Annotated in this window: 2 protein-coding genes; both read left to right on the top strand. The window is 62.0% G+C overall.

Translation table 11 applies throughout. From position 1 onward, the window contains the following. Positions 1-163 precede the first annotated feature (163 nt). Complete coding sequence (locus ACE026_RS16960; protein WP_481524668.1) at positions 164-673, top strand: ferritin-like domain-containing protein; 510 nt, start codon at positions 164-166, stop codon at positions 671-673. Positions 674-918: 245 nt separating this feature from the next. Then, positions 919-1,821, top strand: a complete 903-nt coding sequence (locus ACE026_RS16955; protein WP_463272328.1) for a manganese catalase family protein — start codon at positions 919-921, stop codon at positions 1,819-1,821. Positions 1,822-1,843 lie beyond the last annotated feature (22 nt).

Genomic DNA, 1,843 nt, shown 5'->3' with positions numbered 1-1,843 from the left:
CAATGGCTCCGGTGCGGGGCCTTTTCTTTATGGCGACGCTAATTCAGTTGTGGAGGCCCTAACACCTTCTGCACCGGATGGAGACGGTGTATCCACCGTCTTTTGGCAGTCGGTTGACAACGCGTCCTGCAAGCTGGACGTCCTTCTACGGAGAATAGTCACCATGACCGAGATCAAGGAAAACCTGTTGGACTGGCTGCGCGATGCTCATGCCATGGAGCAGCAGGCAGAGCAGATGCTGAAGGCACAGGCGGGTCGCATCGAGCACTATCCCAAGCTGAAGGCGCGTATCGAGGAGCACATCCAGGAAACGGTGGGCCAGCGTGAGCGCTTGGAGCAGTGCATCAACCGCCTGGGTGGCTCGCCCTCCATTCTCAAGGACACGTTGGGGAAGATGGCCGCTGTGGGGCAGGCGATTGGCGGCATGACCGCTTCGGACGAGATCGTCAAAGGCGCCATGGCCGGGTATGTGTTCGAGTGCTTCGAAATTGCCAGCTACACATCGCTGATCGCTGCGGCGCGGACCGCCGGCGAGCCTGAGGTGGCACAGGTGTGCGGTGAAATCCTAGTCCAGGAAGAGGCGATGGCTGCTTGGCTGCTTGAGAACCTGCCCGACGTCACCGAGGAGTTCCTCGTGCGCGACGGTACCCCGGGCGTCACCGCCAAAAAATAGTCCATTGCTACACCGCGTATCGGCGTGTGTATGCGCGCCTATCGTACCAAAACGCTACAGGAAGAACCCCGGCATGAGGCCGGGGTTTTTCTTTTCCTATCCCTGCATCGTTGCGTGAACGATGCATCAGCATCCGCGCGCACGGCATCATCCAACCCCCACATTGCTTCGACGGGCCTGCACGCAGCGCACGCGCATTGTCATGCGACCCGGGACGTCCCGGTGACACCGAGAAGGAGACCCCGATGTTTCTTCACCACAAGAAGTTGATGTACACCGTTCGCGTGCGCCAGAGCGACCCGGCACTAGCGACCTTGATGCTGGAACAGTTTGGCGGTCCACAAGGCGAACTTGCCGCTGCCATGCGCTACTTCACCCAGGCGCTTGGCGAGTGCGACCCCGGGCGCAAGGATATGTTGTATGACATCGCTACCGAAGAGATCAGTCACCTTGAAATCATCGGCACGATCATCGCCATGTTGAACCAAGGCCCGAAGGCGGTGCAGTCCGAGGCCATGGCCGAGGTCGAGGAAATGCGCACGCTCGGGCAGAACAGCACCAGCCATACCGAGCAGATCCTCTACGGCGGTGGACCCGCGCTGGTCAATTCCAGTGGCGTGCCGTGGACGGCAGCCTACGTGGATTCCATCGGTGAGCCCACTGCGGACCTGCGTTCGAACATTGCCGCCGAGGCACGCGCGAAGATCGTCTACGAGCGGCTGATCAACGTGACGGACGATCCCGGCATCAAGGACGCCCTCCGCTTCCTGATGACGCGGGAGGTGGCCCACCAGAAGTCGTTCGAAAAGGCGCTCTACAGCATCAACCCCAACTTCCCGCCTGGCAAGCTGCCCGGCGATCCTGCGTTCACCGACCTGTACATGGACATGTCCCAGGGCGAAGGCGATCGTGAGGGCAGCTGGAACAGCGGCGACCTGTGGGAACGCGTGAGCGACCGCGATGCCCAGGCTGCGCTGGATGGCGGCGATGGATCGTTCTCCGTGGGCCTGACAGCCGCAGAACAGGCAGCGGTTGAGGAGATGACAACGCGCACGCTGTCCAATCCGGCCGTACAACCGCCCACTGGCGCCGAACTGGGTGCGGGCGTGGGGGCGGGGGCCGTGCTGCGCAGGCCGCGTGAACCCTGATCAATTCCTGGCGGACGCCGGG

Source organism: Stenotrophomonas sp. AGC87 (assembly GCF_057333975.1).
Note: the sequence above shows the minus strand (reverse complement) of the source record. Positions and strands in the feature narration are given on the sequence as shown.

Excerpts from the sequence above, each read along its gene's own strand:
- ACE026_RS16960 (WP_481524668.1), top strand. The coding sequence starts at position 164 with ATGACCGAGATCAAGGAAAACCTGTTGGACTGGCTGCGCGATGCTCAT.
- ACE026_RS16955 (WP_463272328.1), top strand. The coding sequence starts at position 919 with ATGTTTCTTCACCACAAGAAGTTGATGTACACCGTTCGCGTGCGCCAG.